Genomic DNA, 22,562 nt, shown 5'->3' on the forward strand with positions numbered 1-22,562 from the left:
GATGGACTCCAGCTGTGAGCGGTGTGTGGGCATGAGCGGTGTGAATGAAATTCGGTCGACCTTTCTCGACTACTTCAAGAAGAACGGACATGAGATCGTGCCCTCCAGCCCGCTGGTGCCGCGCAACGATCCGACACTGATGTTCACCAATGCCGGCATGGTGCAGTTCAAGAACGTCTTCACCGGTCTTGAAAGCCGTCCTTATTCCACGGCCGCTTCGGCGCAGAAATGCGTGCGCGCCGGCGGCAAGCATAATGACCTCGACAATGTCGGTTATACCGCCCGCCACCACACCTTCTTCGAAATGCTCGGCAATTTCTCCTTCGGCGATTATTTCAAGGAAGAAGCGATCACCCATGCCTGGAACCTGATCACCAGGGAATTCGGCATCGACCGCAACCGTCTGCTGGTGACTGTCTATCACACCGACGACGAGGCCTTTAACCTCTGGAAGAAGATTGCCGGTTTCTCCGACGACCGCATCATCCGCATCCCGACCAGCGACAATTTTTGGGCAATGGGCGATACCGGTCCCTGCGGTCCCTGTTCGGAAATTTTCTATGACCACGGCGATCATATCTGGGGCGGCCCGCCCGGCTCGCCGGAAGAGGATGGCGACCGTTTCATCGAAATCTGGAACCTCGTCTTCATGCAATATGAGCAGCTGACGAAGGAAGAGCGCATCGACCTGCCGCGTCCGTCGATCGACACGGGCATGGGTCTTGAGCGTATTTCCGCGCTGCTGCAGGGCAAGCACGACAATTACGATACGGATCTGTTCCGCGCGCTGATTGCTGCTTCCGTGGAAGCGACCGGTGTTCCGGCCGAAGGTGAAAAGCGCGCCAGCCACCGGGTCATCGCCGACCATCTGCGCTCTTCCGCTTTCCTGATCGCCGATGGCGTCCTGCCGTCCAATGAAGGCCGCGGTTATGTCCTGCGCCGCATCATGCGTCGCGCCATGCGCCATGCCGAACTTCTCGGCGCGCGCGAGCCGCTGATCTACAAGCTGCTGCCGGCACTCGTGCAGCAGATGGGCCGCGCCTATCCGGAACTGGTTCGCGCCGAGGCGCTGATTTCCGAAACGCTGAAGCTTGAGGAAACCCGTTTCCGCAAGACCCTGGAACGCGGCCTGTCGCTTCTCTCCGACGCCACCTCGACCCTGCACAAGGGCGACATGCTGGACGGCGAAACGGCTTTCAAGCTTTACGACACCTATGGTTTCCCGCTCGATCTGACGCAGGATGCGCTGCGCGCGCGTGAGATCGGCGTCGATATTTCCGGCTTCACCGACGCCATGCAGCGCCAGAAGGCGGAAGCTCGCTCGCACTGGGCCGGCTCCGGCGACAAGGCGACCGAAACCGTCTGGTTCGAACTGAAGGAAAAGTTCGGCGCGACCGAATTCCTCGGTTACGATACTGAAACCGCCGAAGGCGTCATTCAGGCGATCGTCAAGGACGGCAAGTCGGTGGACAGCGCCGCCGAGGGCGAGACGGTGCAGATCGTCGTCAACCAGACGCCGTTTTATGGCGAGTCCGGTGGCCAGATGGGCGATACCGGCGTTATTTCCGGCGACAATGGCGCCTTTGCCGTTTCCGACACCCAGAAAAAGGGCGAAGGCCTGTTCGTGCATTTGGGCACCGTTTCTAAGGGTGGATTGAAGCTCGACGAAGCCGTGCAGCTGACGGTCGATCATGACCGCCGCTCGCGTCTGCGTGCCAACCACTCCGCCACCCACTTGCTGCACGAGGCGCTGCGGGAGGTGCTTGGCACGCACGTCGCTCAGAAGGGTTCGCTGGTTGCGCCCGAGCGCCTGCGCTTCGACGTTTCGCATCCGAAGCCGATGTCGGCCGAGGAGCTGAAGGTGGTCGAGGAGATGGCGAACGAAATCGTCTTGCAGAACTCGCCTGTTGTTACCCGCCTGATGAGCGTCGACGACGCCATTGACGAGGGTGCGATGGCGCTGTTCGGTGAAAAATATGGCGACGAGGTTCGTGTCGTGTCCATGGGCACCGGTCTTCACGGCGCGAAAGCCAACCGCCCCTATTCCGTCGAGCTTTGCGGCGGCACGCATGTGGCGGCAACAGGCCAGATCGGCCTCATCCGCATTCTCGGCGAAAGCGCTGTTGGTGCCGGCGTGCGCCGTCTCGAAGCCGTAACGGGGCAGGGCGCGCTTGCCTACCTCGCCGAGCAGGATGAGCGGGTGAAGGCGCTGGCCTCTTCCCTGAAGGTGCAGCCAGGCGACGTGCTGTCGCGTGTCGAGGGACTTCTCGACGAGCGCAAGAAGCTGGAGCGCGAGCTTGCGGATGCCCGCAAGAAACTCGCAATGGGCGGCGGTTCGTCGGATGCCGGTGCAAACGACGTCCAGCAGGTCGCGGGCGTCAATTTCCTGGCGAAATCCCTCTCCGGCATCGATGCCAAGGACCTCAAGGGCCTTGCCGATGAGGCCAAGGCCAATCTCGGCTCGGGCGTCGTGCTTTTGATTGCCGTTTCCGAAGATGGCAAGGCAAGCGCTGTTGCGGCCGTGACGGAAGATCTGACGGCCCGTTTCAGCGCTGTCGATATCGTCCGCACCGCGTCTGCCGCACTTGGCGGCAAGGGCGGCGGCGGTCGCCCTGATATGGCGCAGGCCGGCGGTCCTGATGGCGCCAAGGCGCAGGATGCCATCGAAGCGGTGGCGGCGGCCCTGGCGGCCTAGTCAGAGTAAATTGAAAGGGCGGGGTTTTACCCCGCCTTTTTTGTTTCGGCCTTCAGGGGCTGCCAAAGACGCGACGGAGGGAAGCGATGCGTTTTGTAAATCCCATCCCTTTCGTGCGAGATATCGATCGGTCAAAGGCGTTTTATCGTGACAGGCTCGGCCTGAAGATCATCGAGGATTTCGGAGACTTCGTCCTCTTTGAAACTGGCTTTGCAATCCATGAGGGGCGGTCGCTTGCGGAGACTGTCTGGGGGACATCGTTGGGCGCGGAAGAGCCCTATGGCAGACGAAATATGCTGCTTTATTTCGAACATGCGGATGTCGAGGCGGCCTTTCGAAATATCGCGCCCCATGTCGAGCTTATCCATCCTCTCGAGCGGCAGGCCTGGGGGCAGAGGGTGTTTCGTTTTTACGATCCGGACGGACATGCGATAGAGGTCGGAGAGCCGCTCGGCCAGTCCGGTGACTAACCCACCGTGACTATCGACCGGATAGACGATTTCGGGCGGGTTATGGTTTCGTCGGTGGCGAAACGATCGGCCAGTATTATCCGGTTGCCTGCAAATCCTTTGCCGCTTCCTCATCGAGTTGTGCGGCCCGCTTGAAGGCCGGGCGGTCGGTGAGATGGGCCATGTAATCGAGAAAGGCCGGACGTTTTTCGATCGTGCCGAAATGCAGGCCCCAGCCGATATGGGCGCCGACATAGACATCCGCCGCGGTAAAGAGATCACCGGCGATAAAGCGGTTTTCGCTGACGGCCCGTTCAAGCGTATTCATCACATCCGCATAGCTGCCGCAGCCGGCCATGCGCAATTTCTCCTTCGGCACTTCGAAACCCATCGCCTTCATGCTTGCCGCCATTTCCAGCGGGCCTGCGGCAAAGAACATCCAGCGATAATAGAGCCCGCGCGCCTTGGGCGTGGGCGCAAGGTTTGCGCCGGGAAAGGCATCGGCGAGATAGGCGCAGATCGCTGCCGCCTCGGTGACGATCGTATCGCCATGTTTGATGGCGGGCACCTTGGCCATCGGATTTATCAGCCGGTAGGCCGGCGATTTCATCGAGGTCTCGAAACCCAGTAGTTCCGTTCGGTATGGAACGCCCACTTCCTCGAGCATCCACCGCGCGATGCGTCCGCGCGACATGGGGTTGGTGTAGAAGATCAATTCACTCATGCTTTTGCCTCCCCAAGCAAAATCCTCGAAGCATCCCGGGAAAACCGATGCGGATTTCGCGCCTGCGCTTCGCTTTTTTAGTCCGCGGCATCCTTCGCATGTTCCCTAAGACCGCGCCGATGCTCCGATGAATATTTGACTGTGCCGGGCAAGTTATCTGCAAGTAGATGCTGTTTAAGCTTTTGTACTGGCCGCAGCACGCGGAATCGAAGTCTGCGCCTAGTACAACGGCTAATCAAGATACTGTGAACAAAAAAGAAACCCGGCATTGCGCCGGGCTTGTGTTTCCCATGTCTGTATCTTCAGCCATCAATGCCATTGGCTGCCAGATCCTTTGGGCAGGAAAACCATTGTGGTTCAGTGAGGGTCTTTTCTTCCGGCATGCCTTGTTTCCGCGAGAAGCGCCAGAAAAAACGCGATGGTGGCGAGCAGGGTGTGGAGGAGGTTGGAAAGCGCCCAGCGTTTGCGCAGTTCCTGCCAGTCGACCGGCACTTCTGCCGCGACGGCCTTGAAAAACTCGTTGATCGGAACATTGACCATTCGCGTCTGAATGACGGCGACGGTGTAGATGATCAAGGCCGACCGCCATAACAGCCGGCGCGGCGGCATCGGAGGAGCCTGCGGAAATCTGGTTGTCGCTTCTCGCAGGGGATTTGTAGATAAAGCGTACAAAGGGTGGGCTTGCCCTGCCGACGCGGGAGGAGATAGGCGCACGCTCGGCCCGCGTCGCGCAGTTGACGTGTCAGCTCTACGGTAGACATAAAAAACCCGGCGCTGAGGCCGGGTTTTGAAGTCGTTGAGAAAGCAGGCTTAAGCCGCCATCGCCTTCTTGAGGTTTTCGTCGATCTTGTCGAGGAAGGCGGTGGTGGAGAGCCACGGCTGGTCCGGACCGATGAGGAGGGCCAGATCCTTGGTCATGAAGCCGCTTTCGACGGTGTCGACGCAGACGGTTTCGAGCGTTGCTGCGAACTTTGCCAGTTCCGCATTGTCGTCCAGCTTGGCGCGGTGGGCAAGGCCACGCGTCCAGGCGAAGATCGAAGCGATCGAGTTGGTCGAGGTTTCCTGACCCTTCTGGTGCTGGCGGTAGTGGCGGGTAACCGTGCCGTGTGCCGCTTCAGCTTCGACCGTGCGACCATCAGGCGACAGAAGAACTGAGGTCATCAGGCCGAGCGAGCCGAAGCCCTGCGCAACCGTGTCGGACTGCACGTCGCCGTCGTAGTTCTTGCAGGCCCAGATGTAGCCGCCGGACCACTTCAGCGCGGAAGCGACCATATCGTCGATCAGGCGGTGCTCATAGGTGATGCCGGCTTCGTCGAACTGCGCCTTGAACTCGGTCTGGTAGACTTCTTCGAAGATGTCCTTGAAGCGGCCGTCATAGGCCTTGAGGATGGTGTTCTTCGTGGAGAGATAAACCGGCCACTTGCGCATCAGGCCATAATTCATGGAGGCGCGGGCGAATTCGCGGATGGATTCGTCGAGGTTGTACATGGCAAGAGCCACGCCGGCGCTCGGAGCGTCGAAGACGTCCTTTTCGATGACCTGACCGTCTTCACCGACGAACTTGATCGTCAGCTTGCCCTTGCCGGGGAATTTGAAGTCGGTTGCCTTGTACTGGTCGCCGAAAGCGTGACGGCCGACAACGATCGGCTTGGTCCAGCCGGGTACGAGGCGGGGAACGTTCTTGCAGATGATCGGCTCGCGGAAGATGACGCCGCCCAGAATGTTGCGGATCGTGCCGTTCGGGCTCTTCCACATCTGCTTCAGGCCGAATTCCTCGACGCGGGCTTCATCCGGGGTAATGGTCGCGCACTTGATGCCGACGCCGTGCTTCTTGATCGCGTGCGCCGCGTCGACAGTGACCTGGTCGTTGGTGGCGTCGCGGTTTTCAACCGAGAGGTCGTAATATTCGATGTCGAGATCGAGGTATGGCAGGATCAGCTTGTCCTTGATGAGCTGCCAGATGATACGGGTCATTTCGTCGCCGTCGAGATCGACGACCGGATTGGCTACCTTGATCTTTGCCATGAATTCCTCACCTTCGAAGCTGTGACGCTTGATAACGCCAATAGTCGGAAAAATATCCGGTGCGGCTATAGCATCGCACGCGCCTGAGGCAAAGCCATGGGGGGCGCTTTTTTGGCGCAGCGCAATAACGCTTTGCGCATTGCCAAACCATAATGCCGGAATACAGTCAGGCGAATCGCTTTGCCCGCTTGTCGGGCCTACCCCGGGATCACATCATGCGGAATATTCTGCTTCTGACTGCCGCCGTCCTCTTTTCCCACAGCGCCCTTGCTGCCGGGCCCACCGATCCCGTCCAGAAGGTGATGGACATCACCGTCAAGAACTGGTCCGGTGACGCCGAAAATTGGAAATACGTCTTTGATGAGGACATGCTGACCAGCCTGTTCAGCAAGGATTTCGTCGCACAATATCACGAAGCGTCCAAGAAGCCGGCTTACGAGGCCGAAAGCGGGGAGAAGGGTGATCCCTTCGGCTACGATGTCGTCACCAACTCCCAGGATGGCTGCCCGCTGCAGGAGGTTTCAGTGACCGCCGGTGCGGTGAAGGACGGCGTGACTGACGTGACGGCGAAATTCAAACTCTGGGCCTGCATGGATGAGGCGGAGATGAAGGCGACGGTTGACGAAGTGCATTTCGACGTCGTCGAGGAGGATGGCCGGCCGGTCATCAGCGATATTCATCGCGTTGGTGACGAGGGCAGGGATTCGCTGCGCGAAGAGATGGCGACGATCATCAAGGGGGAGTGAAGAGGACGCTCACATCCCTCCGCCTTTGATTTTACCGCCGATCTGTGCCAGTGAGGCGCGCTTTAGCGTATCGGTTCCAATATCGACGCGCCGCTTCAGAAAACGGACGAAAGACGATGGCAGGCACAAACAGCGAGCTTGAACTTGTGGCGGAAGGCCCGGCGATCATTCTGGTCGAGCCGCAGCTCGGCGAAAATATCGGCATGGTGGCGCGGGCCATGGCCAATTTCGGCCTTGCCGAATTGCGTCTGGTCAACCCGCGCGATGGCTGGCCGAGCGAGAAGGCGCGGGCGGCTGCTTCCAAGGCCGACCATGTCATCGACGGAACGAAGGTGTTCGAGACGCTGGAAGAGGCGATCAGGGACCTGAACTTCGTCTATGCGACGACGGCGCGCGAGCGTTACGGTTTCAAGCCGGTACGCGCGCCTGTCACTGCCGCCGAGACGCTGCGTGCAAAGTTCAAGACGGGCGAAAGAACCGGCATCCTGTTCGGGCGCGAGCGCTGGGGGCTGACCAACGAAGAGGTGGCGCTGGCTGACGAGATCGTGACCTTTCCGGTCAATCCCGCCTTTGCCTCGCTCAATATCGCCCAGGCAGTGCTTTTGATGTCCTATGAGTGGATGAAGTCCGGCATGGATGATCTGGGAGAGACGCTGTTTCAGTCCGTCGAGCAGCGGCCTTCGACCAAGGAACAGGTTTTCGGCCTGTTCGAACATATTGAAGAGGCGCTGGACGCGCGCGGTTATTTCCATCCGGCTGAAAAAAAGCCGAAAATGGTCGACAATCTGCGCGCCGTGCTGTCGAGACGTGGTTTTTCCGAGCAGGAAATCAGTGTTTTCCGTGGCGTGATCAATTCGCTCGACCGTTTTCCCCGGCAATGGCCAAAGCAGGCCGGCCGTGGAGGAGCGGCAGAGGGAACATTGGCGAAGGGAACTGGGGAGAATGCTGAAGACGAGTGAGGCGGCCGCCGATGTGCTGAAACCGGTGCTGGTGTTTGATTCCGGCATTGGCGGGCTGACGGTTCTGCGCGAGGCGCGGGTGCTGATGCCTGAGCGCGGTTTCATCTATGTGGCCGATGATGCGGGTTTTCCCTATGGCGGCTGGGAGGAGGAGGCGCTGAAGGCGCGTATTCTCTCGCTCTTCGAAACGCTGCTGCAGGATTATAGCCCGGAAGTCTGCATCATCGCCTGCAACACGGCCTTTACGCTCGCGGGTGCCGATCTTCGCGCCCGCTTTCCGCAGATGACTTTTGTCGGCACCGTGCCCGCCATCAAACCGGCGGCGGAGCGCACCCGTTCGGGCCTGGTTTCCGTGCTGGCGACACCGGGCACCGTCAAGCGCGCTTATACGCGCGATCTCATCCAGTCCTTCGCCACCCAATGCCATGTCCGTCTCGTTGGCTCGGAAAATCTGGCACGCATGGCGGAAAGCTGGATCAGGGGAGAGCCGGTCTCGGACGAGGCGGTTCTGGCCGAAATAGAGCCTTGCTTCATCGACAGCGATGGCAAGCGCACAGACATCATCGTGCTTGCCTGTACCCATTATCCCTTCATGGCCAATGTGTTTCGCCGGTTGGCGCCCTGGCCGGTGGACTGGCTCGATCCCGCCGAGGCGATTGCCCGGCGAGCCCGCCATCTGGTGCCGCTGCCACAGGATGCGGAGCACCCTGACGGTTTCGATTTTGCCGTCTTCACATCAGGCAAGCCGGATTTTGCCACCCGGCGGCTGATGCAGGGATTTGGTCTCACCGTTTCGGCGACCTGAGTTTCCCCGCCCATCCGCCTGTTGTATTTTTGCATCTGTTTTGCCTGTCTTTTGCAATTCGAGATTGCGACCTCTTGTCGCGCCGGATTTCTTATGTAAGATGTTTCTCGTCTGTAACCGCTATGAATGGAGGCGTGGAATGACCAATGACATGAATATGCGCCTTAACGGCATGTCTGGCTTTTCCGGCATGGTCTTCGGTGGTTATGTGATGCGAGGCATCTCCCTCCGATAAGGCTTAAAGCCTGATTTCCCTGCCGTTAGGCATTTTCACTTCGTCCGACATGTGACTTGCGCGTCCGCGTGGCATGACTGCTGCGCCCGCCGTTTCGGCATGTCGTTTTCCATCGATAAAGGACCTGGCCGCTTTGCCGCGCCGGGATGGATTTCTCATGCAGAAAAATCAACCATTGGTAGCATATGCGCTGCCGGATGCGGTCGATCGCTTGTTCGTCACATTCGGCGTCTGGAAAACTCTCAAAGCGGTTCTCGTTGCCGCACTGGTGCCGCGCGCGCCGCCGACTGATCCTGCCGATCTGCCTGAACGCCTTCTGGTCGATATCGGCCTTGACCCCTCCCGCGTAAAGCGGCGGCGGGATTGGGAGGTTCCTCACTGGGCGCCCCGGTTTTGATGTGATGGCCTCTCCCGCGCAGACATGCGGGAGGGGCCGTATCGAACTTTCACCGCCGACGGCGGAGAAAATCCTGCGCAGACGTTTTTCGGGTTGTTACGAGAGAGCTGCACGGTTTGTAAAATCCGGCTTGAAGCGAAACATTTTCCGTGGCTTGCTCAAGACTCGGGATAAAGGAGACTCATCATGCCACTGGAGAACTGGCTGGCCTTCGTGGCCGCATCCGCCATCATGCTTGCCATTCCGGGACCGACGATCCTGCTGGTAATTTCCTATGCACTCGGCCACGGCCGCAAGGCAAGCACCGCGACGGTAACGGGCGTGGCGCTTGGGGATTTCACCGCCATGACGGCTTCCATGCTGGGGCTCGGGGCACTGCTTGCCACATCGGCGGCGCTTTTCACTGGTCTCAAATGGATCGGTGCGGCTTACCTCATCTATCTCGGCATCAAGCTGTGGCGTTCGCCGGTTGGTGACGCGGCGGAAAACACGGGCGTGACGGGCCGTGAAAGGCCGCTCAAAATCTTCCTGCATGCCTATATCGTCACCGCGCTGAACCCCAAGAGCATCGTGTTCTTCGTCGCCTTCCTGCCGCAGTTTCTGGTGCCGACATTGCCCTTCTGGCCGCAGGTGCTGATCTTCGAGGTGACATTCCTGGTGCTTGCCACGGTGAACGCGGCGCTTTATGGACTTCTGGCAAGCGCCGCCCGCAATACGATCCGCAAACCGAAGGTCCAGCGCATCGTCAATCGCACGGGCGGCGGTCTCCTGATCGGCGCCGGTCTTGTCGCCTTTGGCTGGAAGAGGGCGGTTTCGGCGTAAACGCCCGTCGATCGCCTGAAATTCGGACATAACAAAATGGCATTGCCGCATATTCTTCTCGCCCTGATCACCGTGTTTTTGTGGGGCTTCAACTTCGTCGCCATCAAGATCGGCGTTGCCGACATGCCGCCCTTGTTTCTGACGGGGGTGCGTTATCTCTTTGCGGCCGTGCCGCTGGTGTTCTTCCTGCCGAAACCTAACGTGCCGTGGCGGCATATGATCGTTTACGGCATGGCGATGGGTTTCGTGCAATTCGGCCTGCTTTACCCGGCCATCAAGCTCGGCCTGCCGGCTGGGCTTGCTTCGCTCGTCATGCAGTCGCAGGCCTTCTTCACGCTGGCGCTGGCCGTGGTGTTTCTCGGCGAGCGGCCGTTGCCGTCACAGATCCTCGGCGCGATCATCGCTTTTGGCGGGCTGGCGGTCATCGGTCTGGAGCGCATGACGGCGGCAGCGCTGATACCGCTCCTGATGGGCGTCGGCTCGGCCATTGCCTGGGCCTGCGGCAACATCGTCAATCGCCGCATCGGCCAGGTGAACGCGGTTTCCTTTGTCGCATGGACGAGCCTTGTACCCGTTCTGCCGTTAATCCTGCTTTCGCTTATGGTGGAAGGACCTGATGCGATTGCGGAAGGCCTGCTCAACGCAACGCCGACGATGGCTTTCGTGGTGATCTACATGGCCTATGGCGCGACCATCGTCGGCGCAGGCATCTGGAGTTACCTGCTTCTGCGTTATCCGGCCGGAACGGTGGCGCCGTTTTCGCTGCTGGTGCCGATTGTCGGTTTCATCAGCGCCTATCTCGCTTTTGCGGAGCATATCACCGTCTTCGAAGTGGTCGGCGCCGCATTGGTCATCACCGGGCTGATGCTGAACGTGTTCGGCAGGCGGCTTTCATTTTTGCGGGTCTCGTCCGGGGCCGCATAGATGCGGTGCAATTGCCTGTGCATTATCGGCATGGGACAGACGCAACAGGCGATTTTTTGGTAAAGAGCATGTTTTCGGCCGCCGCTAAGGGAATCGGCCGGATGACATGCAGCACGAGGAATGGAACATTGCAGGTCGGTATCGACATGGGAACCCTATCGGGCGGGCAACAGGCCAAGCTCGATATTGAAGAATTGCTTGCGACACGTTTGCTGGTGCAGGGCAATTCCGGGTCCGGCAAGTCGCATCTCCTGCGCCGGCTGCTGGAGCAATCGGCGCAATGGGTACAGCAGGTCATCATCGATCCCGAGGGCGATTTCGTCACGCTTTCCGACAAGTTCGGTCATGTGGTGGTGGATGGCGAGCGCACGGAAGCCGAGCTTGCCGGCATTGCCAACCGCATTCGCCAGCACCGCGTCTCCTGCGTGCTGACGCTGGAAGGCCTTGATATCGAGCAGCAGATGCGGGCCGCCGCCGCCTTCCTCAACGGCTTGTTCGATGCGGATCGTGAATTTTGGTATCCGGTGCTTGTCGTGGTGGATGAGGCGCAGATGTTTGCGCCCTCCGTTGCCGGCGAAGTGACGGAAGATGCCCGCAAGGCGTCGCTGGGCGCCATGACCAATCTGATGTGCCGTGGCCGTAAACGTGGTCTTGCCGGTGTCATCGCCACGCAGCGTCTGGCGAAGCTCGCCAAGAACGTGGCGGCGGAAGCCTCGAACTTCCTGATGGGCCGCACCTTCCTCGATATCGACATGGCGCGTGCTGCCGATCTGCTCGGCATGGACCGGCGGCAGGCGGAAATGTTCCGCGATCTGCAGCGAGGCAACTTCGTGGCGCTTGGGCCTGCGCTGTCGCGCCGCCCTCTGCCCATCGTCATCGGTGCGGTGGAAACCTCGGCGCGCTCGTCGTCACCGAAGCTGATGCCGCTGCCGGATGCGCCGCAGGATGTGGAAGACCTGATCTTCACGCCGGATCCGGAAGAATTCACGCGCGCTGTCGTGCGTCGGACGCCACCAGCGCCGCGTCCGACCACGGATATTCTGGCCGAACTCTCCCGTTCCACGCCCGCTGCCGTTGGCCCTTCACCGGAGCAGTCTCCGCGTGCCGGTCAGCCGGAACTGACGCCGGAGGAGCGTGAGGAGAAGATCGGTGCGGTTCTCGTTGAAATTCTCGACGATCCACAATCGGCCTATCGCACGGATGCCGTGCTTTATCAGGATTTTCTGGTGCGCGCCCGTATGCGCCGAATTCCCGGCACGCCGATGACGCTGCCGGAATTCCGCCGGCAGGTGGCGATTGCCCGCTCCGGCGTCGATGCGGCGATGGCGGCAAGCGAAGGCTGGGAGAAGGCGCTGGAATTGTCGACGTCGGTTTCCGATGATTTGCAGGGCGTCTTCCTGTTGCTGGTCAAGGCCGCTCTTGGCGAGGAGCCTTGTCCGTCGGATGCCCGCATCGCCCGCGCCTATGGCACCCATTCCGCCCGCCGCGCTCGCCGTCTGCTCGGTTATTTCGAGGAGAAGGAGCTTGTGGTGGTGCATGCCGATTTCTCCGGCAAGCGCATCGTGGCTTTCCCTGATCTCGACGCAAAAACCGCACCCGGCGATGCGGATGCGGCTGAGGATGATGCGAGACTTGCGGCGGAGTGAGGTAGGCAGGCTGCTTGTTTGACATACCTTCCGTCATGCCGGACTTGATCCGGCATCCAGCCACGGCGCGTCTGCGCCGTGAGACGAGTCTGTTGCGATCAAGGACTTGATCGCGCTGGACCCCGGATCAAGTCCGGGGTGACGGCGTGTGAGGAGGCGTTACCGCCTCCTCATCTTGCTCATCCTTACTCGATGGCCTTTGCTTCCTTTCGCGTTGCGATCAGCGAACCGATGATGCCGGTTGCGAGGATGGCGACCGTGACGCCCAGTGAGACTGCGGGCGGGATCTTGGCGATGCCGAGCATATCCGCCACGAAAATCTTCGAACCGACGAAAACCAGAACCGCAGCCAGCGCATATTTCAGATAAGCGAAGCGGTGGATCAGGGCGGCGAGCGCAAAATAGAGGGCGCGCAGGCCAAGGATCGCGAAGATGTTCGAGGTGTAGACGATAAACGGATCGGTGGTGATCGCAAAGATCGCCGGGATCGAATCGACCGCGAAGATCAGGTCGGCGATTTCGACCATGATCAGCGCCAGAAACAGGGGCGTCACGAAGGTTTTCAGCTTGCCAGTGGCTGGATCCGTTTCCTTGACGAAGAACTTCTCGCCATGCAGCTTCTCCGTCACCGGAAGGCGGCTGCGCAGGAATTTCAGGATGCGGTTATTGCCGATATCGGCCTCGTCATGGTCGGACGAGAACAGCATCTTGAGGCCAGTGAAGACGAGGAAGGCCGCGAAGAGATAAAGCACCCAGTGGAAGTTTTCGACAATGGCGGCGCCGCCGGCGATCATGATGCCGCGCAGGATGATGACGCCGAGGATACCCCAGAGCAGCACGCGGTGCTGATATTGGCGGGGAATGGCGAAATAGGAGAAGATCATGGCGATGATGAAGATATTGTCCATCGCCAGGCTTTTTTCGACCACGAAGCCGGTGACATATTCCATCGCCGACTGCTGGCCGGACTGGTACCAGATCCAGCCGCCGAAGGCCAAACCGATGGCGATATAGAAGCCTGACATCAGCAGGCTTTCACGGATGCCGATTTCCTTAGAGTTCTTGTGCAATACGCCAAGATCGAGCGCCAGGAGGCCAAGGACGAGAGAAATGAAGACCGCCCACATCCATGTGGGGGTACCGAGAAAATCGTTGAGGAGGAACTCCATCAGTCAACCTTTAGCCGGACGAGGTTGGCTTTGCGGATGGGGAACGTGTGTCAAGAATATACGTGGGCCCCAACCTAAAGAAACTCGACATCACGTGTTGTCCGGTAACACGCCAGAGGGGCCCGAGTTCTGATCACGAGGGAGAGATAGGAGAGCCTTCAGGCTTTTCAAGGGCCGGTTCGAGAAAAAAGCGGCAGGCTTTGTTTGACAAATTTGTAAAACATGTTTAGAAGCCGCCCCAACGCCGGGCAGTGATGTCCGGTGTGTTTTGTTGACTGCCCTGCAGTTTAATAACTGACGTTCGGCGGTCAATATCACCGACATGTCCCGTGGTTTCTCCATTTGCATGTGAGAAGCCTGTCAGAGGCCCTGAAACGGGCTTCAGAGGAGGGCGTGTTTCCTTAAACCGGTTTGGTAACAGACCGGCATAACCTTTTGAGAAGGAAATACGATGAGCAAGCGCGAATCGGCTAAGTACAAAATTGACCGCCGCATGGGCGAAAACATCTGGGGCCGTCCGAAGTCCCCGGTAAACCGCCGCGAATACGGCCCGGGCCAGCACGGCCAGCGCCGCAAGGGCAAGATGAGCGACTTCGGCACGCAGCTGCGCGCCAAGCAGAAGCTCAAGGGCTACTACGGCGAACTGCGCGAAAAGCAGTTCCGCGCCACCTACGACGAAGCAAACCGTCGCAAGGGCGATACCTCCGAGAACCTGATCGGCCTGCTCGAGTCGCGTCTGGACGCCATCGTCTACCGCGCCAAGTTCGTTCCGACCGTTTTCGCATCGCGTCAGTTCATCAACCATGGCCACGTCACGGTTAACGGCGTTCGCGTCAACATCGGTTCTTACCGTTGCAAGCCGGGCGACGTTGTTGAAGTTCGCCAGAAGTCCAAGCAGCTGGTGACCGTTCTCGAAGCTGTTCAGCTCGCAGAACGCGACGTTCCTGACTACATCGAAGTCGATCACAATAAGATGGTTGCGACCTATGCTCGTATCCCGGCTCTGTCTGACGTTCCGTACCCGGTCGTCATGGAACCGCATCTGGTCGTCGAATTCTACTCGCGTTAATCGACGCGTTTCAGTATTGAGAAAGCCGCCCCTCGGGGCGGCTTTTTTGTTTGCTGGGGAAGGCTTTGCATGCAGGACATTCAGGCGATCGTCGATTCCATTTACGACAGCATGGTGCCGCGCCTGGGCGAGGGCAAAGTTGCGGACTATATTCCCGAGCTTGCCAAGGTCGATCCGAACCAGTTCGGCATCGCCATCACCACCGTCGATGGAACCACCTACACGGCCGGCAATGCGCTCACGCCGTTTTCGATCCAGAGCATCTCCAAGGTCTTCATGCTGACGCTGGCGCTCGGCAAGGCGGGGGAGACTGTATGGAACCGCGTCGGGCGCGAACCGTCAGGGTCTTCCTTCAACTCCATCGTCCAGCTGGAGCATGAGCACGGCATTCCGCGCAATCCCTTCGTGAATGCCGGCGCCATCGTGGTGACGGATATCGTTCTTTCCGGCCACCAGCCGCGAGAGGCGATCGGCGAACTTCTGCGCTTCGTGCGTTATCTCGCCGACGACGACACGATCAGCATTGACGACACGGTGGCGAAATCCGAGCAGGCGACGGGTTTCCGCAATTTCGCGCTTGCCAATTTCATGCGGTCCTTCGGCAATCTGCACCACCCCGTCGAATATACGCTGGGCGTTTATTTTCACCAATGTGCGCTGTCCATGACCTGCGCGCAGCTTTCGCGGGCCGGGCTGTTCCTTGCCAATCGCGGCCGCAATCCGCTGAGCGGCCATACGGTCGTGTCAGACCGGCGGGCGCGGCGCATCAACGCGCTGATGCTGACCTGCGGCCATTATGACGGATCGGGCGATTTCGCCTATCATGTCGGCCTGCCCGGCAAGAGCGGTGTGGGTGGCGGCATCATGGCGGTTGCGCCGGGCAAGGCGTCCATTGCCGTCTGGTCGCCGGGTCTCAACAAGGTCGGCAATTCGGCGCTTGGGTCACAGGCGCTGGAAATGCTGGCGACGAAAACCGGCTGGTCGGTATTCGGGGCTTGATATTGCAGGCAGATGCGGGCATTTGCCTGCATTGAGAACGGCAGTCGTGCCGGAGCGAGCTAATGATGAACATTCTCACCAGGATCGATGACATCGCCGATAAGGTCGAGGCAGATCAGGACGCGCCCGAGGAAAACGGCAGCTCGCATCCTCTGTTCGACAATGCACCGCGTTCGGTCTCGTTCAACAAGCTGCGCAAGCGTCTGCTACGCAATGTGCGTCAGGCCTTTACCAATTTCGGCATGCTGAACGGCCAGAAACGCTGGCTGGTGGGCCTTTCCGGTGGCAAGGACAGCTATGGGCTGTTGGCGCTGCTGCTCGATCTGAAGTGGCGCGGCCTTTTGCCTGTCGAACTCATCGCCTGCAATCTGGATCAGGGCCAGCCGAATTTCCCCAAGCACGTGCTGCCGGAATATCTGGCGAAGATCGGCGTTGCCCATCGTATCGAATATCGCGACACCTATTCCGTGGTGAAGGAAAAGGTGCCGTCTGGCGGTACGTACTGTTCCCTCTGTTCGCGGCTGCGGCGCGGCAATCTCTACCGCATCGCGCGGGAAGAGGGCTGTGACGCGCTGCTGCTCGGCCATCACCGCGAGGATATTCTCGAGACCTTCTTCATGAACTTCTTCCATGGCGGTCGCCTTGCGGGCATGCCGGCGAAGCTGATGAATGACGAGGGTGACCTGATGGTGCTGCGCCCGCTTGCCTATTGCGCCGAAGAGGATATGGCGAAATTCGCGGCGGCGATGGAGTTCCCGATCATCCCCTGCGACCTCTGCGGCTCGCAGGACGGACTTCAGCGCAATGCCATGAAGGAAATGCTGGCCGACATCGAAAGGCGCATGCCGGGCCGCAAGGACGTGATGCTGCGGGCGCTTGCCCACGTCAATCCGTCGCACCTGCTCGATCCGAAGCTTTTTGATTTTTCGGCGCTCGCTGTCACCGGGGCGTCACCTGAAGAGCGTACGGAGGCCCGCCCTCCCTTATGAAGAAGTGCCCCGCGCGATGACCCTTTCCGATAAAGATATCGACTTTCTGATTTCCACCGTTGCCGCTGCCGGCCGCCAGGAAATCATGCCCCGCTTCCGCAATCTCGACGCCGGCGCGATCTCCGAAAAGACCTCCGCCGTCGATCTCGTAACCGAGGCGGATATTCTTACGGAAAAGGCGATAACCGCCGCTCTCCTGCAACGGTTTCCGAAGGCCCATATCGTTGGCGAAGAGGCCTATGATGCGGATCAATCCGTCATTCCAGCTCTTGCCGATGCGCCGTTCGCCTTCGTGATCGATCCAATCGACGGCACTTTCAACTATGCTTCGGGTTTTTCCGCCTTCGGCACGCTGCTCGCCGTCACCGTCAAGGGTGAGACGGTCGCGGGCATCATCCACGATCCCGTCATGGGCGATACCATCATCGCACTGAAAGGTGAGGGCGCGTTTCTCAACCGCAGGGACGGCTCGCAGGCAAGGCTCAAGGTCGCCGATCCCGTGCCATTGTCCGAAATGGTCGGCATCTTTTCCTGGGGTCACAGCCATGAAGATCGCCGCCCGGTGATCGCCGCCAATATGGCCAAGATCAAGATGGCGCTTTCAATCAATTGCTCGGCTCATGAATATTGGCTTGCCTCGACTGGCAAGCTGCACTTCATCGGCCATGAAAAGCTGATGCCTTGGGATCATCTTGCCGGTGTTCTCATTCATCAGGAAGCGGGCGGCTACACGGCCCGTTTCGACAATACGCCCTACCGGCCGGGACAGACGACCGGCGGCATCCTGTCGGCCCCCGACAAGGAAAGCTGGAAGATGCTGCGACGGGAAATCGTCGCTTTATAGTCGTTACGCTCAGAAAGAAGGATATCGCCCATGGCTCTCGAACTCGACATCGCCTCTCTTGCCAATGCGCTTCAGGAGGCGGCGGCGGTGGAAATCCTGCCGCGGTTCCGCAATCTGGGCGATGGCGACGTCAGGATAAAGAGCGAGGCGATCGATCTTGTCACCGAGGCCGACGAGGCTGCGGAGCGGCTGATCCGGGCCCGGGTGCAGGAAATCATGCCGGACGCGCTGTTCATCGGCGAAGAGGCGGTCGCGGCGGATGCCTCGCTGCTTGGCAAGCTTGCCGACGCCGATCTCGCCGTGGTGGTCGACCCAATCGACGGCACCTATAATTTCGCCTCCGGCCTGCCGCTCTTCGGCGTGATGATGAGCGTTATCTCAAAGGGCGAGACCGTTGCCGGCCTGATCTTCGATCCGATGGGGAATGACTGGGCGATTGCCGAAAAGGGCTCCGGTGCATGGCTTTGCGCCGCCGATGGCTCGCAGACGCAGATGTCGGTCGTGTCGGCGCCTGCATTGTCGCAGATGGTTGGCATCGCCAATACCGGCTATTTTGATGTGGAGACACGCCGCAAGATTCTCATGAACCTTGCCGATGTGCGGTTGTTCACCAGCTATCGCTGTGCTGCGCATGAATACCGCGTGTTCTGCGGCGGCCATATGCATTTCCTGATGTATAACAAGCTGATGCCCTGGGACCATCTGGCCGGCACGCTGCTGTCGCAGGAAGCGGGCGCTTATGCCGCCCGTCTCGACGGCTCTCCCTATCTGCCGCGCCATCTGGATGGCGGCCTGCTGCTTGCTCCTGATCAGGAGACGTGGGAATTGCTGCGCGAGAAGATTTTTACGGTTTGAGGGAAGCGTCGCTGTAACCAACAAAAAAAGGGCGTGGAACCGAGTTCCGCGCCCTTTTTGTTTGTGTGCCTGAACTTACCGTGTCGGTTTGTTATGCGCTTGGAACAGCACGCCCTTTTCGCCGATCAGCACGAAGACGAGGCCGATGATGGAGACGACGAAGAAGCCCGCCACCATGGGCAGCGCCGTGCCGTCGAAGGCCTGGCCGATGGCGGCGCCGATGAGCGAGCCGCCGACCGTTCCCATGAAGCCGATGACGGAGGAGGCGGTGCCGGCGACGTGGCCGAGCGGCTCCATGGCGAGCGAGTTGAAGTTAGAGCCGATCCAGCCGAACTGGAACATGGCGAGCGCGAAGAACACGATGAAGATGGCAAAAGGCATCGGTTCCGGTCCAACCATCTGCACCACCAGCCAGAGGAAGGTGATGGCGATGAAGCCGAGCAGCGACCCGTGCGACAGCTTGCGCATGCCGAACCGGCCGACCAGCCTTGCATTGATGAAGGACGAGAAGGCCATGAACAAAGCAACGCCCGCAAAGGCCGCCGCAAACCATGCGCCGAGCCCGTAAATGCCCTTGTAAACCTGTTCGGCCGAGTTGATGAAGCCGAACAGCGCACCGAAGATGAAGGTGCTGGAGAGCGTGTAACAGAGCGCGATGCGGTTGGTGAGCACGATCTTGAAACCGCCAAGGATAGAGCGGGCAGTGAAGGGGCGGACATCGTCCGGATGCAGGGTTTCCGGCAGGCGGAAATACATCCAGGCCGTCACCACGGCGGCAATTCCCGCCATGAAGGCGAAGATCAGGTGCCAGTTACCGAAAAACAGCACGATCTGGCCGGTGCCGGGCGCGATGACCGGAACGACCATGAATACCATCATGATCAGCGACATGACTTCCGCCATCTGACGGCCGCCATAAATGTCACGCACGATCGAGATGGTGATGACGCGTGTCGCCGCCGAGCCGATGCCCTGAATGAAACGCAGGATCAGCAGGCCGGAGAATGACGGTACGAAGACTACGGCGAGGGCTGAAACGATATAGATCGCAAGTCCAACGAGCATCGGCTTGCGGCGTCCAAAACGGTCCGAGATCGGACCGTACAGAAGCTGCGCGACGCCGAAGCCCAGAAGATAGGTGGAAATGACATATTGGCGGTGGTTTTCATTCACGACGCCAAGCGATGCGCCGATTTCCTGAAGACCGGGCAGCATGATGTCGATGGCGAGCGCGTTCAGCGCCATCAGCATGGCGGCGAGCGCGATGAATTCCGTGCGCCCCATCGAGCCTGCGCGCGAAGCGGTGGATTGTGAAAGTTCTGTCACAGGATTGCCCCAAAAAGAACGGCAAAGGCGTTGCATGAAGCAACGCCTGGCATACATTTCTGACAATCAGGGTGGGCCGGATGAACCGGCCGAAATCAGGCCGCGCCGCGGACGCTGATACCCTGTTCTTGGAAGTGGCTCTGCAGTTCGCCGGACTGGAACATCTCTCTTACGATGTCACAGCCGCCGACGAATTCGCCCTTGACGTAGAGCTGCGGGATTGTCGGCCAGTTGGAATAGTCCTTGATGCCCTGACGGATGTCGGCATCGGCAAGCACGTTGATGCCCTTGTAGTCGACGCCGAGATAATCGAGGATCTGTACCACCTGGCCGGAAAAACCGCATTGCGGAAATTGCGGGGTGCCCTTCATGAAAAGAACGATGTCGTTGCTCTTCACTTCGCTGTCGATCATGTCGTGAATGCCGCTCATAGGCCTATTCCTTTCACATGCGGTTCAAGGCCGCTGCTTTGACTTTGTCCCTAAATAACATGTCGCGGCGCGATTTCCACCCGTGGTGCGTAAAAAATGCGCTGGTGTGGTATCGCTAAGTAAAGGTCGCAACCCCCGCTACCAGCGCGTCGTCCCGGGCGGGTAAGAAAAGTCGACCATTATCTTCCCGATAGGCTCCCGCCGCCTGAAGACTGATTTTATTATCGGACCTGATCTGCCGTTATAAATATTGAGTTCCTGTTTGTTGTCGAACGTCATGGTTTCGTGCCCGCTATTCAGTGAGCAGTCATCCTTGCACTTGATTTCGATCTCGCTAGAGAAGCGACCCGCTTTGATATCGATAATTAGTTTTGGACTTTCCTGTTCTACGAGTCGGCAGGTGTCGCCGGTTTTGCAGAAGGCTGTGCCAGATATCCGATCAGCACCATCAAGCTCCACGACGAAGCCGATCTTGATCTCTTTGCTGCTCTTGACCTCCGCGGCACCTTTTTGCGGCCCCGAAATCGTCAACACCAAAAAGGTGGGAAGCAGGAGAAGGCGATGCATCATCGAAGCCGCTGTCTGCTGCGCGCGGCGGCGGTGCGTCTTTTGCTCACCTGTTTCTTGGCCGGCTTGGGTTTGACCGCGGCGTTTATTGCCGCTTCCAGAACCGAGCCGACGATGCCGCCTGCGAGGGAAGTATTGCTTTTCGTCCGGCGGCGGGTGCGGCGGGTCTTGCGAAGACCGGTCTTGGTGAGGATTTCAGACAGCGCGCCCTTGACGACGCCGTTGAGCACTTGATCGACGATGCCAGACAATTTTCCCTCGCCAATAAATAAATCATATTTCCGTCGCGATTTTTACTATACGTGCATCGCCCACTGTATCAAGCGATCCTTTCGGGTGTCTCCAGCCCGAAGGTTTATGCATGCCGAGCGTCAAGTCACGACTTGTTCTTTATTTCCCCGGTTTCGATCCGCTCGATGCGGCGGCCCATCATCTGCGTTACCAGCGGGCGGCGGCGCTGGCCGGCAAGACTTGGGATGTCGACTATGCGGTGGGACCGCTCACGAGCAGGCCGGGCGGCGAGACATTCACGGTTGAAGCTTCGGCGGGCGACTGGCGGACGCGCTCAGACATTTTCGTTTACGATCATAATGCGGTGATATCGCAGTTACGGGATGCGCCGGTGTGGCAGCAGATCTGGCTTGGTTTCAAAGCCGGTGCAGGCATTATCGCCGAGGGCGGTGCGGCGCGCTACTTCCGCCATGCCTGGCGTTTTGGTCTGTTCTTCATCTTCCCGTTCCTGCTGATGCTGGTCGGCGGCGCTGTTGCGGCGGCTATTGCGCTCTCGCCTTCGCTGCTCGGTTTGCCTCTCTGGCTCTTCGCAATCAGCCTTCCCGCCGCCGCCCTGTTTTTCGTGAAGGCGTTTCTGCCTTTTGCGGAGCGGTTTCACACCCTGCATCTCTATGCGGACTGGCGCTTCGCGCTCGCTGTCGGCCGCGATGAAGCGATTGCCCGCGACTGGATCGAAGAGAGGGCCGCACTTGTTCTGACGGCGCTTGAGCAGCCCTCGGACGAGGTTCTGGTCATTTCGCACAGCATGGGCGCCAGTCTTGCGCTCGCCGTGATCGGCCGCGTGCTGGAACTCAGGCCGGATGCGCTGGATGGCCGGAAGCTGTCCTTTACAACGCTGGGCGGCGCAGCGCTGCAATGTGCGTTCCTGTCGAGTGCGGACAGGCTGCGTGAGAGCGTCGGCGCGATTGCACATCACCCTGAGGTGACATGGTTCGATATCCAGTGCCTCACCGATCCCATTCACCTCTACAGGTGCAACACGGTGGCGCTGACCGGCCATAAGGATGCGCCGTTGCCGAAGATCGTGCCGATCCGCTTCAAGCATTCGCTTTCGCCGGAGCGGTATAAAAAGAACAAGCGCAACTTCCTGCGCATGCACCGGCAATATGTTCTGGGGCCTGATCGCAAATCCGGTTACGATTTTACGCTGCTAACGGCTGGACCTTTACCGGCCGCATCTTTTGCCGATCTGGAATCGCAGAGCCCGCCTGCTTTGTAAGCGGCTACTGCTCATTCTACCGGATATGAAAAGGCCCGCGTGAGAGTATCACGCGGGCCTTTGATTTTAGTCCGGAGCCTTTATGCGTTGGCAGGACAGTGAAACTGTCTTGCCCGAACGGCTTTGACGGCCACGGTCATTCGGGAGCCGAGGTCTGCAGGGCAAGGGCGTGCAGAACGCCGCCCATATTGCCCTTCAGCGCGTCATAGACCATCTGGTGCTGCTGCACGCGGGTCTTGCCCTTGAACGCATCCGCAACGACTTCTGCTGCGTAATGATCGCCGTCACCGGCCAGATCGCGGATCGTGACCTTTGCCCCGGGAATTCCCGCCTTAATCATGTCTTCAATGTCGCCGGGTTTCATGGGCATGGTGTT

Annotated in this window: 24 protein-coding genes; 15 read left to right on the forward strand and 9 right to left on the reverse strand. The window is 59.4% G+C overall.

Annotated elements, in window-relative coordinates; translation table 11 throughout:
- Window positions 1–31 precede the first annotated feature (31 nt).
- Together alaS and WDZ78_RS04580 are read left to right on the forward strand one after the other, a co-directional pair.
- Window positions 32–2,695: an alanine--tRNA ligase gene (gene alaS, locus WDZ78_RS04575; protein ID WP_128286777.1), complete on the forward strand. Its 2,664-nt coding sequence runs from the start codon at window positions 32–34 to the stop codon at window positions 2,693–2,695.
- An 86-nt stretch (window positions 2,696–2,781) separates the two neighbouring features.
- Window positions 2,782–3,165 carry a VOC family protein gene (locus tag WDZ78_RS04580; protein ID WP_020012871.1) on the forward strand — a complete coding sequence of 128 codons (384 nt, stop codon included), beginning with the start codon at window positions 2,782–2,784 and terminating at the stop codon, window positions 3,163–3,165.
- 76 nt (window positions 3,166–3,241) lie between these two features.
- Here the strand turns inward: WDZ78_RS04580 and WDZ78_RS04585 are convergent, their stop codons facing one another.
- The 3 genes from WDZ78_RS04585 to WDZ78_RS04595 all read right to left on the reverse strand — a co-directional run bounded on the left by WDZ78_RS04585 (window position 3,242) and on the right by WDZ78_RS04595 (window position 5,893).
- Entirely contained in the window at window positions 3,242–3,868 is a 627-nt protein-coding gene (locus tag WDZ78_RS04585; protein WP_425672433.1) for a glutathione S-transferase family protein, read from the reverse strand.
- Window positions 3,869–4,225: 357 nt separating this feature from the next.
- Entirely contained in the window at window positions 4,226–4,477 is a 252-nt protein-coding gene (locus tag WDZ78_RS04590) for a DUF1772 domain-containing protein (RefSeq protein WP_020012869.1), read from the reverse strand.
- Between the two features lie 201 nt (window positions 4,478–4,678).
- The gene (locus WDZ78_RS04595; protein WP_020012868.1) at window positions 4,679–5,893 is read right to left on the reverse strand and encodes an NADP-dependent isocitrate dehydrogenase; all 1,215 of its coding nucleotides are present in this window, start codon (window positions 5,891–5,893) and stop codon (window positions 4,679–4,681) included.
- Between the two features lie 215 nt (window positions 5,894–6,108).
- Between WDZ78_RS04595 and WDZ78_RS04600 the strand changes: the two genes are divergently transcribed.
- The 7 genes from WDZ78_RS04600 to WDZ78_RS04630 all read left to right on the forward strand — a co-directional run bounded on the left by WDZ78_RS04600 (window position 6,109) and on the right by WDZ78_RS04630 (window position 12,427).
- Complete coding sequence (locus tag WDZ78_RS04600; protein WP_425672434.1) at window positions 6,109–6,639, forward strand: hypothetical protein; 531 nt, start codon at window positions 6,109–6,111, stop codon at window positions 6,637–6,639.
- 116 nt (window positions 6,640–6,755) lie between these two features.
- The gene (locus tag WDZ78_RS04605) at window positions 6,756–7,598 is read left to right on the forward strand and encodes an RNA methyltransferase (RefSeq protein ID WP_020012866.1); all 843 of its coding nucleotides are present in this window, start codon (window positions 6,756–6,758) and stop codon (window positions 7,596–7,598) included.
- On the forward strand, window positions 7,582–8,403 hold the full coding sequence (gene murI, locus WDZ78_RS04610) for a glutamate racemase (protein ID WP_425672435.1): 822 nt from the start codon (window positions 7,582–7,584) through the stop codon (window positions 8,401–8,403). The genes WDZ78_RS04605 and murI overlap by 17 nt, the downstream gene beginning before the upstream one ends.
- A 392-nt stretch (window positions 8,404–8,795) precedes the next feature.
- Entirely contained in the window at window positions 8,796–9,035 is a 240-nt protein-coding gene (locus tag WDZ78_RS04615; protein ID WP_080834873.1) for a hypothetical protein, read from the forward strand.
- Between the two features lie 186 nt (window positions 9,036–9,221).
- The gene (locus WDZ78_RS04620; RefSeq protein WP_020012862.1) at window positions 9,222–9,857 is read left to right on the forward strand and encodes a LysE family translocator; all 636 of its coding nucleotides are present in this window, start codon (window positions 9,222–9,224) and stop codon (window positions 9,855–9,857) included.
- Window positions 9,858–9,893: 36 nt separating this feature from the next.
- Window positions 9,894–10,781 (forward strand): EamA family transporter, encoded by an 888-nt coding sequence (locus tag WDZ78_RS04625; RefSeq protein ID WP_425672436.1) that lies wholly within the window; start codon window positions 9,894–9,896, stop codon window positions 10,779–10,781.
- A gap of 101 nt (window positions 10,782–10,882) precedes the next feature.
- Window positions 10,883–12,427 carry a helicase HerA domain-containing protein gene (locus WDZ78_RS04630; protein WP_425672437.1) on the forward strand — a complete coding sequence of 515 codons (1,545 nt, stop codon included), beginning with the start codon at window positions 10,883–10,885 and terminating at the stop codon, window positions 12,425–12,427.
- Between the two features lie 185 nt (window positions 12,428–12,612).
- Here WDZ78_RS04630 and WDZ78_RS04635 read toward each other — a convergent pair whose 3' ends face one another.
- Entirely contained in the window at window positions 12,613–13,596 is a 984-nt protein-coding gene (locus tag WDZ78_RS04635) for a TerC family protein (RefSeq protein ID WP_425672439.1), read from the reverse strand.
- Window positions 13,597–14,047: 451 nt separating this feature from the next.
- Between WDZ78_RS04635 and rpsD the strand changes: the two genes are divergently transcribed.
- From rpsD to WDZ78_RS04660, 5 genes are all read left to right on the forward strand, one after another.
- A complete protein-coding gene (rpsD, locus tag WDZ78_RS04640) occupies window positions 14,048–14,665 on the forward strand; it encodes a 30S ribosomal protein S4 (protein WP_003507896.1) in 618 nt (205 codons plus the stop codon).
- A 69-nt stretch (window positions 14,666–14,734) separates the two neighbouring features.
- Complete coding sequence (locus WDZ78_RS04645; RefSeq protein ID WP_107675700.1) at window positions 14,735–15,664, forward strand: glutaminase; 930 nt, start codon at window positions 14,735–14,737, stop codon at window positions 15,662–15,664.
- Between the two features lie 62 nt (window positions 15,665–15,726).
- Window positions 15,727–16,653: a tRNA 2-thiocytidine(32) synthetase TtcA gene (gene ttcA, locus WDZ78_RS04650; RefSeq protein WP_020012858.1), complete on the forward strand. Its 927-nt coding sequence runs from the start codon at window positions 15,727–15,729 to the stop codon at window positions 16,651–16,653.
- Between the two features lie 16 nt (window positions 16,654–16,669).
- Window positions 16,670–17,497, forward strand: coding sequence for an inositol monophosphatase family protein (locus WDZ78_RS04655; protein WP_425672440.1), 828 nt, complete (start codon window positions 16,670–16,672; stop codon window positions 17,495–17,497).
- A 30-nt stretch (window positions 17,498–17,527) separates the two neighbouring features.
- Complete coding sequence (locus tag WDZ78_RS04660; protein ID WP_020012856.1) at window positions 17,528–18,352, forward strand: inositol monophosphatase family protein; 825 nt, start codon at window positions 17,528–17,530, stop codon at window positions 18,350–18,352.
- 75 nt (window positions 18,353–18,427) lie between these two features.
- Here the strand turns inward: WDZ78_RS04660 and WDZ78_RS04665 are convergent, their stop codons facing one another.
- The 4 genes from WDZ78_RS04665 to WDZ78_RS04680 form a co-directional block, all read right to left on the reverse strand.
- On the reverse strand, window positions 18,428–19,636 hold the full coding sequence (locus tag WDZ78_RS04665; RefSeq protein WP_425672692.1) for a multidrug effflux MFS transporter: 1,209 nt from the start codon (window positions 19,634–19,636) through the stop codon (window positions 18,428–18,430).
- Between the two features lie 137 nt (window positions 19,637–19,773).
- Window positions 19,774–20,109 (reverse strand): Grx4 family monothiol glutaredoxin, encoded by a 336-nt coding sequence (gene grxD / locus WDZ78_RS04670; RefSeq protein ID WP_004442454.1) that lies wholly within the window; start codon window positions 20,107–20,109, stop codon window positions 19,774–19,776.
- A gap of 138 nt (window positions 20,110–20,247) precedes the next feature.
- Window positions 20,248–20,679 (reverse strand): hypothetical protein, encoded by a 432-nt coding sequence (locus tag WDZ78_RS04675; RefSeq protein WP_425672441.1) that lies wholly within the window; start codon window positions 20,677–20,679, stop codon window positions 20,248–20,250.
- Window positions 20,676–20,927 carry a hypothetical protein gene (locus tag WDZ78_RS04680; RefSeq protein ID WP_020012853.1) on the reverse strand — a complete coding sequence of 84 codons (252 nt, stop codon included), beginning with the start codon at window positions 20,925–20,927 and terminating at the stop codon, window positions 20,676–20,678. The genes WDZ78_RS04675 and WDZ78_RS04680 overlap by 4 nt, the downstream gene beginning before the upstream one ends.
- 110 nt (window positions 20,928–21,037) lie before the next feature.
- Between WDZ78_RS04680 and WDZ78_RS04685 the strand changes: the two genes are divergently transcribed.
- Window positions 21,038–22,186: a hypothetical protein gene (locus WDZ78_RS04685; RefSeq protein WP_425672442.1), complete on the forward strand. Its 1,149-nt coding sequence runs from the start codon at window positions 21,038–21,040 to the stop codon at window positions 22,184–22,186.
- 136 nt (window positions 22,187–22,322) lie between these two features.
- Here WDZ78_RS04685 and WDZ78_RS04690 read toward each other — a convergent pair whose 3' ends face one another.
- Window positions 22,323–22,556 (reverse strand): BolA family protein, encoded by a 234-nt coding sequence (locus WDZ78_RS04690; RefSeq protein WP_003516012.1) that lies wholly within the window; start codon window positions 22,554–22,556, stop codon window positions 22,323–22,325.
- Between the last annotated feature and the right edge of the window lie 6 nt (window positions 22,557–22,562).

Source organism: Agrobacterium sp. M50-1 (assembly GCF_049843495.1).
Taxonomy (GTDB): Bacteria; Pseudomonadota; Alphaproteobacteria; order Rhizobiales; family Rhizobiaceae; genus Agrobacterium; species Agrobacterium radiobacter.

What these genes read in the sequence shown, in the direction of transcription:
- WDZ78_RS04665 (WP_425672692.1), bottom strand. Translation starts at nt 19,636, where the DNA reads ATGGGGCGCACGGAATTCATCGCGCTCGCCGCCATGCTGATGGCGCTG.
- WDZ78_RS04620 (WP_020012862.1), top strand. Translation starts at nt 9,222, where the DNA reads ATGCCACTGGAGAACTGGCTGGCCTTCGTGGCCGCATCCGCCATCATG.
- WDZ78_RS04655 (WP_425672440.1), top strand. Translation starts at nt 16,670, where the DNA reads ATGACCCTTTCCGATAAAGATATCGACTTTCTGATTTCCACCGTTGCC.
- WDZ78_RS04630 (WP_425672437.1), top strand. Translation starts at nt 10,883, where the DNA reads ATGACATGCAGCACGAGGAATGGAACATTGCAGGTCGGTATCGACATG.
- WDZ78_RS04685 (WP_425672442.1), top strand. Translation starts at nt 21,038, where the DNA reads ATGCCGAGCGTCAAGTCACGACTTGTTCTTTATTTCCCCGGTTTCGAT.
- WDZ78_RS04595 (WP_020012868.1), bottom strand. Translation starts at nt 5,893, where the DNA reads ATGGCAAAGATCAAGGTAGCCAATCCGGTCGTCGATCTCGACGGCGAC.
- WDZ78_RS04645 (WP_107675700.1), top strand. Translation starts at nt 14,735, where the DNA reads ATGCAGGACATTCAGGCGATCGTCGATTCCATTTACGACAGCATGGTG.
- WDZ78_RS04585 (WP_425672433.1), bottom strand. Translation starts at nt 3,868, where the DNA reads ATGAGTGAATTGATCTTCTACACCAACCCCATGTCGCGCGGACGCATC.
- WDZ78_RS04625 (WP_425672436.1), top strand. Translation starts at nt 9,894, where the DNA reads ATGGCATTGCCGCATATTCTTCTCGCCCTGATCACCGTGTTTTTGTGG.
- grxD (WP_004442454.1), bottom strand. Translation starts at nt 20,109, where the DNA reads ATGAGCGGCATTCACGACATGATCGACAGCGAAGTGAAGAGCAACGAC.
- WDZ78_RS04580 (WP_020012871.1), top strand. Translation starts at nt 2,782, where the DNA reads ATGCGTTTTGTAAATCCCATCCCTTTCGTGCGAGATATCGATCGGTCA.
- WDZ78_RS04635 (WP_425672439.1), bottom strand. Translation starts at nt 13,596, where the DNA reads ATGGAGTTCCTCCTCAACGATTTTCTCGGTACCCCCACATGGATGTGG.
- WDZ78_RS04615 (WP_080834873.1), top strand. Translation starts at nt 8,796, where the DNA reads ATGCAGAAAAATCAACCATTGGTAGCATATGCGCTGCCGGATGCGGTC.
- WDZ78_RS04690 (WP_003516012.1), bottom strand. Translation starts at nt 22,556, where the DNA reads ATGCCCATGAAACCCGGCGACATTGAAGACATGATTAAGGCGGGAATT.
- WDZ78_RS04660 (WP_020012856.1), top strand. Translation starts at nt 17,528, where the DNA reads ATGGCTCTCGAACTCGACATCGCCTCTCTTGCCAATGCGCTTCAGGAG.
- alaS (WP_128286777.1), top strand. Translation starts at nt 32, where the DNA reads ATGAGCGGTGTGAATGAAATTCGGTCGACCTTTCTCGACTACTTCAAG.
- rpsD (WP_003507896.1), top strand. Translation starts at nt 14,048, where the DNA reads ATGAGCAAGCGCGAATCGGCTAAGTACAAAATTGACCGCCGCATGGGC.
- WDZ78_RS04605 (WP_020012866.1), top strand. Translation starts at nt 6,756, where the DNA reads ATGGCAGGCACAAACAGCGAGCTTGAACTTGTGGCGGAAGGCCCGGCG.
- murI (WP_425672435.1), top strand. Translation starts at nt 7,582, where the DNA reads ATGCTGAAGACGAGTGAGGCGGCCGCCGATGTGCTGAAACCGGTGCTG.
- ttcA (WP_020012858.1), top strand. Translation starts at nt 15,727, where the DNA reads ATGATGAACATTCTCACCAGGATCGATGACATCGCCGATAAGGTCGAG.
- WDZ78_RS04600 (WP_425672434.1), top strand. Translation starts at nt 6,109, where the DNA reads ATGCGGAATATTCTGCTTCTGACTGCCGCCGTCCTCTTTTCCCACAGC.
- WDZ78_RS04590 (WP_020012869.1), bottom strand. Translation starts at nt 4,477, where the DNA reads ATGCCGCCGCGCCGGCTGTTATGGCGGTCGGCCTTGATCATCTACACC.
- WDZ78_RS04675 (WP_425672441.1), bottom strand. Translation starts at nt 20,679, where the DNA reads ATGATGCATCGCCTTCTCCTGCTTCCCACCTTTTTGGTGTTGACGATT.